This is a genomic window from Streptomyces sp. NPDC107517 (assembly GCF_055582645.1).
Genome location: NZ_JBVJPM010000036.1, coordinates 44,501 through 51,745 on the forward strand (window position 1 = coordinate 44,501; position 7,245 = coordinate 51,745).

General features: G+C 68.3%; 6 protein-coding genes and 1 pseudogene. 3 read left to right on the forward strand and 4 right to left on the reverse strand.

The genetic code is table 11. From position 1 onward, the window contains the following. Positions 1-34 precede the first annotated feature (34 nt). Positions 35-1,273, reverse strand: coding sequence for a hypothetical protein (locus ACZ67T_RS40905; protein WP_469991429.1), 1,239 nt, complete (start codon positions 1,271-1,273; stop codon positions 35-37). A gap of 48 nt (positions 1,274-1,321) precedes the next feature. Between ACZ67T_RS40905 and ACZ67T_RS40910 the strand changes: the two genes are divergently transcribed. Beyond that, positions 1,322-1,669 carry a LysR substrate-binding domain-containing protein gene (locus ACZ67T_RS40910; protein ID WP_469991431.1) on the forward strand — a complete coding sequence of 116 codons (348 nt, stop codon included), beginning with the start codon at positions 1,322-1,324 and terminating at the stop codon, positions 1,667-1,669. Positions 1,670-1,870: 201 nt separating this feature from the next. Here ACZ67T_RS40910 and ACZ67T_RS40915 read toward each other — a convergent pair whose 3' ends face one another. Continuing rightward, positions 1,871-2,821 carry a DMT family transporter gene (locus ACZ67T_RS40915; RefSeq protein ID WP_469991441.1) on the reverse strand — a complete coding sequence of 317 codons (951 nt, stop codon included), beginning with the start codon at positions 2,819-2,821 and terminating at the stop codon, positions 1,871-1,873. A 29-nt stretch (positions 2,822-2,850) separates the two neighbouring features. Beyond that, a complete protein-coding gene (locus ACZ67T_RS40920) occupies positions 2,851-3,456 on the reverse strand; it encodes a TetR/AcrR family transcriptional regulator (protein ID WP_469991433.1) in 606 nt (201 codons plus the stop codon). A 335-nt stretch (positions 3,457-3,791) separates the two neighbouring features. Between ACZ67T_RS40920 and ACZ67T_RS40925 the strand changes: the two are divergent. Then, positions 3,792-4,033 (forward strand): annotated as a pseudogene (locus ACZ67T_RS40925) (site-specific integrase); the annotation flags it as partial. Between the two features lie 575 nt (positions 4,034-4,608). On the opposite strand, the gene ACZ67T_RS40930 reads toward ACZ67T_RS40925, so the two are convergent. Then, positions 4,609-5,478 carry a phosphotransferase family protein gene (locus ACZ67T_RS40930; protein WP_469991435.1) on the reverse strand — a complete coding sequence of 290 codons (870 nt, stop codon included), beginning with the start codon at positions 5,476-5,478 and terminating at the stop codon, positions 4,609-4,611. Positions 5,479-6,351: 873 nt separating this feature from the next. On the opposite strand from ACZ67T_RS40930, the gene ACZ67T_RS40935 reads away from it, so the two are divergent. Beyond that, positions 6,352-7,239, forward strand: a complete 888-nt coding sequence (locus tag ACZ67T_RS40935) for an FG-GAP repeat domain-containing protein (protein ID WP_469991437.1) — start codon at positions 6,352-6,354, stop codon at positions 7,237-7,239. The last annotated feature ends 6 nt before the right edge of the window (positions 7,240-7,245 follow it).

Consider the following 7,245-nt stretch of genomic DNA (forward strand, 5'->3'; position numbering starts at 1 on the left):
GTGAATCCGAGATCAGTGGTCATGGCGCTGGAGCCTAGCCACGGGCTCCGCCACCGCCTCGGGCGGTTCCCCTCCCGTCCGCTGCCTTGCCGGAGTCCACGACCTGCGCCAGCAATCCGTAGTACTGACTGGTGCGGCTCTCGAAATCTGCCCGTGCGGACAGGCCGTCCTGGTCGTCCGGTGCGCGCAGCAGGTCGACGGAGGTCTGGGCGAAACGGGCGGGGAGCCCTTCCTGTTCTGCGAGAGCCATGAGGGAACGCAGCTCGGCGACGGCGGAGTGGGCGCTGTCGCCCTGTTTCCGTCCGGCGCGCAGCATGTTCCGGTACCCGGATGCGGGTTCGGCCTCGGTAAGGACCCGGTCCAGCTGGTCGGCGAGTTCCTTGCCAGTGCGTGCCATCTCTTGGGCCTCGGTCCCGGCTTCCAGCAGGACTTGCAGCGCGACGAGCAAGGCGGTGGTGTGCGGCCCGGATGCGGCGGGGTCGAGGCGCACCGACAGGGTGGCCTCGATGTCGTCGGCGAGGCGGCGAGCGGCGGTATGGGCGCGCTCGGCCGTGCGACGGTCCACGCCCATGTGTTCCAGACCCAGCACTCCGGCGTCGAGGACATCGCGCGCGGTACGGGCGCCGGCTGCCTCCACCTCCTGTGCCGCCCGGCCGACGGCCACTCCCTTGATCAGCCGCGTAATGGGGGTAGCGCTCAGCTTCGCCTCGGTCTGCTCGTGGCGCAGCGCGTTCCACGCCGCGCGCACGGCGTCGCGAGCCTGTGCATGGTCCTGGGCCACCTGGTCAGCGGTCTCGTACAACTTGCGTGTCCGAGCCACGGTCTTGGGGCGTACGCCCGAAGACAGGCGAACCGAGCTGCGGATGTTCCCTCCGACGAGGCCGACGGCGATCAAGGCCAGCCCGATCAGCGCGAGCGCGTCAGACAGGGCGTAGGGATCCGTGTCATCGAGCGACGGCTCCAGGTCTCCCTTGTGCCGGCCTTCGGTGAACATGAAGCCGGATTCCCAGCCGTTGTCTGTGCCCAAGATGGAGTGCGATGGCTTGAGCAGCGCACCGCGGCCCGGATCGCACTGGTAGGCGGCCTCGCGCCAGCGACCCCTGTCGTGGTACGGGTCCTTCCAGCGAACCGTGCACCGGCCGTCCGGCTTCTCGCTGATCACAGTGAGGCTGATCTGCTCTGTCTCGGGATACGACGCGTAGAGGTACACCGACCAACCGAACAGCAAAACGCCGAGCGTCAGTACCCACCGAAAGAACGGCCTGAGCCGCATAGTCTCCCCCTCGCCCCCGGCCGATGACCCGGCCCACTCCCCGAGTTCATGATCTGCCTGCACGGCACGTCGGCTCAAGCCTTGGACGGCCTCTCTTACGCAACAACCACCACGCCTTGCCCTGTCATCGCGGACTGTGCAGTCACCGCGCAGGCATCTCTGACGGTGCCGAACCGGTACGCGGTTCTGTCGGCGGTGAACTCCGGTGCCGGGTACAGCGTCCTGCCCCGTTCCCAGTGCCAGGAGTACCTGGACTCCAGCCGGCTGGCCCTCCTCAACGACCCGGTGGAGCCGTCGCTGAACACGCTGTTCCTCTTCCAGCGGCCCGGCGCCGAGACCGATCCCGCCGTGCTGCGTGTCCGAGACCTCCTGCGGCAGGCCGCCCTTAGCTGGTGAGCCGACCGTACGGAGAGGCAAACGTGAGGGCTTGGCCGTCACGTTCCACGCGGGCGATGCGGTCGGCGGGCGGACCGGTGGGGCGGAGCTCGCCGGAGGCACTGTGGTCCGGCGTGATCCAGTTCGGGCCGGTCACGAGATCGATCGGACAGCGCCTGTTCATCACTTCGGGAGGCGCGTCAGCTGTGTCGTGTTCGATGCTCACCACTTTGGACTGCACCTGCCGGCTTCGCGGGAGGGCTTTTCCGCAACTGGCCGCGTGAGCGGGGGGGTGGGGGTGGGGGTGGTGAGGACGGCGAGGCAGGTGATGACGAGTGCAATGCCGCTCCAGCCGGTGGCGGGGAGGCGTTCGCCGACGACCAGGACGGCGAGGACAGCCGCGACGGCCGGTTCGAGCAGGGACAGGGTGGTGGCGGTGCTAGCAGGTACGTGGGCGAGGCCCCAGCCGAAGAGCACGTAGCCGGCGAACATGGGGACGATCGCCATGTAGATGCCGACGAAGGCGTTGCTCCAGGAGGCGAGTAGTGGGGCGCCTGTGGCCAGGAGGACGGGCAGGAGGAGCAGTCCGCCGAGGCCGAAGACAGCGCCCATCGCCGCCCGGGAGGGGATCTGGCGGGTGATGAGCCGGTGCGCTGCCCAGGAGTAGAGGGCGTAGGTGGCGGCGGCAATCAGGCCGAGGCCGATGCCGAGCAGCGTGCCTGCCAAGGAGCTGCGGCCGCTGTCATCGGTGGCGTGGGCAGCTTCGGCGACGCACAACAGGGCGGTTCCGAACAGGCCGAGGGTGGCCGCGAGCATCCAACGGCGGGCGAGCCGGCGGCCGTCCACGACGCGCTCGATCAGGGCCGAGGCCAGCGGGGCCGTGCCGATCGATACGACAGTGCCGACGGCGACGCCGGCCAGGTGCATGGAGCTGTAGAACGCCAACGGGTAGACCACCACCGAGACGGCGCCGAGCAGGACCGTGCCGCGCTCGTCGCGCAGCCGGGATGCGTGACGGCCGATCTGCGGGGCGGCGAACAGGGCCTGGAGCAGTCCCCCAAGGCCCATGGCGACGGCCCCGATCCCGAGCGGTCCCACGTCCGGGGCGAAGGTGGCGGCCGTGCCGGTCGTCCCCCAGAGCACGGAGGCGGCCAGCACGCACAGGGCCCCCATTCCCGCGGACCGGCCGCGGCCGATGCCCGTCACAGCCGCTCCAGCAGGGCCGCGGCCATCGAGCGGGCGTGCTGTACACGCATACCGTCGCCCTCCAGGCCGGCACGGGCCATCGCACCCTCCAGCAGGAAGGAGAGATGCTCAGCCGTCGCGCGGGCCTCGTCGGGCCGGCCAGGCAGCAGCTGCTCCAGGTGACCGGCGATCAGCCGCTCGACCTGCTCCTTATGGACGCGCACGACGACCCGGCCCTCGTCCCCGGCCGGGAGCTCGGCGGCGGCGTTGAGCAGCCCGCAGCCTCGGAACCCGTGCTCGTAAGCGAAACCCGCGTGATCGGCGTATGCATCGAAGACCGCCAACACGCCCTCACGCGGCCCCTCGGTGTGCTCCAGCCGGGCCCGGTACAGGCCGAGCCACTCCTCGTGCCGGGCATCCAGGTAGGCCCGGACGAGATCGGCCTTGGAGGAGAAGTTGTTGTACAGACTCATCTTCGCCACGCCGGCCTCGGCCGTGATCGTGTCGATACCGGTCGCTGCCACACCGTCGGCATAGAAGCGCCGGGCCGCCGCCTCCAGGAGCCGTGCCCGGGCCGGCCGCCGCCGTCCACTCCCCGCCATGCTCACGTCGGTGTCGCTCATCAGATTCCAAACTAGGTAGGTAGGTCTACCTAGAGTAGCGGACGAGCTGACATCACGGAAGTCGGGCACTCGCCCCGGACGGCAGTCCTCCGGGGCATCCGCGAAACGCCGCACATGCTGTCTGATGCCATGCACCGTTCGATTCCGGGTGAGGCGGCGATGCCTCCCGAAGTCATGAACAAGCGCTGTCGCAATTCGGGTTCTGGCTCACTTACCCGTGGAGGGCTGACTGAGAGTGAGTCAATGGCTTCCCGAGCCGTGGACAACGGACACTCGGAGTCACACGCCCAGGGCCTCGCTACAACGCCTGATCGCCGTTCTCTTGGTGGCGTCGCGACGTCCGACACTCGGCCGCCATGCTGCTCCTGGAACAGGGCGTCGAACTCGTCGTGATCAAGGAACTCCTCCGCCACGCCCACATCGGCGTAACCGCCACCATCTACGCCCACGTCCGACTCCGCCTCCAACGAGACACGCCATCGACAACCTCAGCACCCCACTCGGAAGCCCGACGATCGCCACGACGGTCAGTGCCGACGACAGCGAACCACCGCCCTGCGTCGCAGCCGTCCGCTGACGTCGCCGTCAGCTACTGCCGTCACCCCGCACAGAAGCCCCGCCAGGACTCACCTGACGCGGTTTCATATTTGTATCGGCGTACTGCTGCGCGGGGTTCAGTACCTGGGCCGGATCGCGGAACTCGACAAGGTGCCCCGGCCCCCAAGATGCCGGCGGGATGCCCCGTGACGTTACGGCCGCCTACCGCTCGCAGGTCCATAGTTGGCGGTCAGGGTTGCGGCGTACTCGTCCAAGACGTGTTGGCCTATGGGTGCGGGCAATCGGAATACGGTTCCCCTGGGCTCTCCCATTGCCCCCTGTTCATCCCATCCGAGTCCGGCACCACGGCACACCAATCGCCCATCACCCTGTCCGCCAGCATGAGTGAGAAACCCTCACCCGTGACCTCAGAGAGCGTATCGGCGCCACCGGGGTAGTCCTGGTAGACCAACTCGCCGGGCAGCAGCGGGGCTACGAAGGCGGTCCGTCTCGGGCCGAGTCCTTGAGCCTTTTCCATCTTGCCCAGCTGGCCTGTTCATGGAGGATGACGGCTCGGCGATGGCGGTGATCCAGGTCGTGCCACATCGGTGACTTCTACCGGCCGCCGCCCAGTCGCCTGGTCACCGCGTCGAAGGTCGGCCAGGGTGGACCCTCTCGCAGCAAGCGGAGGAATTCTTCTCCGAATCGCTTCCCGTTCGGGAACTGGTCGCCGAGCTCCCAACGCCATGCTGCGAGCATCGCGAGGACGAGCTGTCGGCAGTCATCGAGCAGCCCTTGGTCGACGTTCGGGTAGTGCTTGCAGACCTCGTCGGGAGCGTGGGCGAGGTCGAACTCGACGGGGCCACGGCAGCACGTCTCCAGGTCGATGAACAACGGGCCGTTCTTCGTGCTGAGCACATTGCCTGGATGCGGCTCGCCGTGGAGCAACTGCTCCACGGCGCCGCGGTCCTCGATCGCACGTCGCAGGCTTCCCAGCCTGCCGCTGAGGAGCACACGGTCTGCGTCGGCCAGCTCCGGCGAGAGATCCGGGTTGGCAACGACTTCTTTCGCCTGCGTGATCCGGTCCATGAAGCTCGGGCTCGGCACATCGACCTTGCGCATGCCGGCGTGCAGTCGCTCCAGCGCCTCGGCGTAGTCGACTGGAGAGAGGTGAGGTGTCGCGGGCTCGTAGTAGGTCCACAGCGTCACGGCGAAGCCGTCGCGCGTGTACACACGCGGGTCCACCCGAGGCTCCAGGAGGCCCACCGGAGATCCGAACTCGGCGAGCCGTTGCGCGAGCTCGACTTCGAACTGTGCAACCTCTTGTCCCACAGGGGCGACCCGGGCAAGGACATCGCTCGGCGTCAGCCGCAGTGCCAGCTTGTTCGAGTTGTGGAGAACGATCGCGTCGTCGGCCGGCAGGCCGAGCGATGCGGCAATCGAGGTCGCAGCAGCGATCGCACGCGAGGTGTCGGACATCTCCATCCGGTGGTCTCCTCAGTTTCCGCTTCAGGTGTCTGCAGCTCTGCCTCTTGAGGCAGAGCGCGCGAGCGGACGAAGTCACAAGCCCAGTGCTCAACGCCGGCGCCGGTCGATCAGGGTGTTGTCGAGGTCGAAGAATGCCAGCACAAGGCGACGTTACGCGAGCGACATAGGCGCCTCACACCCCTCCCCGGGGGTCCCGCCGGGGGCCAAAGAGGGGGCCAAACGCAACAGTCCGCGCCGGACCGTCGTGGACAACCAAGGGCTCCGGAATGTCCGCGTCGCATGCGGCGTCGGAGACTGGCCCCCGGTCACCGGTGTGGCTGCCGCCGGCCTTCTCGCCGTCTCCCAGCGCTCGTGGTAAAGACGCACCAGGTGGTCGGCGGGATCGGTGCGGTGGTCGTTGAGCGTGGTCAGCAGTCGGTAGGTCCCGCCGAAGTCGCCGCCGTCGGCGGTGCGGGAGGGGATCTCGGCCTCGATTACCCGCAGCGGGAGGCCTCCGATCCGGTTCAGGTAGGAGCCGTCGGGCAGCAGTGTCAACACCGCCGGTCGTCGGGTGCTGGTGGCGCGGAGTTCACCATCGGCCGTATGTACAACCTTCCGGCCACCCTGGAGGTCGGAAGACCGGAGTCCCACGCTCCCTCTTTCTTCCGTCCGGCTGAGACTGGAGCACTGTTTTGCGCGTACGCAACCTCCGCGCCGGCCGCCGCCGAGGGCGACCTCCGCGGCCACCGGGCGGGACAATGCAACGCGCCCCAGCGCGAGTGCTGCGCGCAATCACCGCACGTTCGGGTCCATGCTCAACGACTGGCCGGAGCCTCCCCCACACCAACCACCGGCCTGGATCCTCAATCGCCCCATAAAGAAGGACTGTTCATGCGTGTACGCCGCAACCTGACTGCAGCCCTGTGCTGCACCGCCCTGCTCGCCGGCTGCGATTCGCCGGGCGGCGCGCACGACGATCCGGCGCCACCCGCGCTACCCCCCGTGGGCAAGCCCGGCAACGTAAAGGATCACAAGGACTTCAACGGCGACGGGTTCGACGACTACGTCACGGTCCTCAGCCCGCATTCCAAGGACCGGAAGAGGACTTTGCCGACGCTCGTCGTCACCTACGGGTCCCGGAAGGGCCTGCGCCCCGAGACGGCCGAGCGTGTGACGGCCGGGGCGGGCGGCAACGGCTTCACCCGGGTGCTCCGCGGTGACCTCGACGGCGACGGCTTCACCGATCTCATCTCCGCCCGAGAGCCGAACAGCAAAGAGCCCGGGGCGTTCGAACCCTTCGCGATGTACGGCGGCAAGCGCGGCCTTGGGAAGCCCACGTCCCTTGTTGTGGAAGGGAATTTCACCCCGCTCGCGGTAGGCGACTTCAACGGCGACGGCTCGGCCGATCTGCTCGACGGCGGATCCGGCGGCAGCGGCGACCCGAACGCGCTGCCAGGCTTGGAGAAGCAGGGCAGGTTGCTGATCGGGCCGATCGACCGCTCCGGCAAGCCCGCCCGGCAGATCAAGCTCGATCTGGGCCAGCACGGCTATTCCAGCCCGCAGTCCGCCGCCACGGGCGACTTCGACGCGGACGGTCGTACTGACGTGATCTTCACCTACCACTTCGACGCGGAGGAGGACGAGTTCGCGCCCGAGGATCTCAGGTCCGCGGCCTATTACCGGGGCTCGACTGTCAACGGTCGTGTGGAACTCCCCGTAGGCGGCCAGGAGTTCTCCCTGCTGGCGGCCGTCGAGCTCTCCCCGCTGGCGGCCAGATAGCTCCCC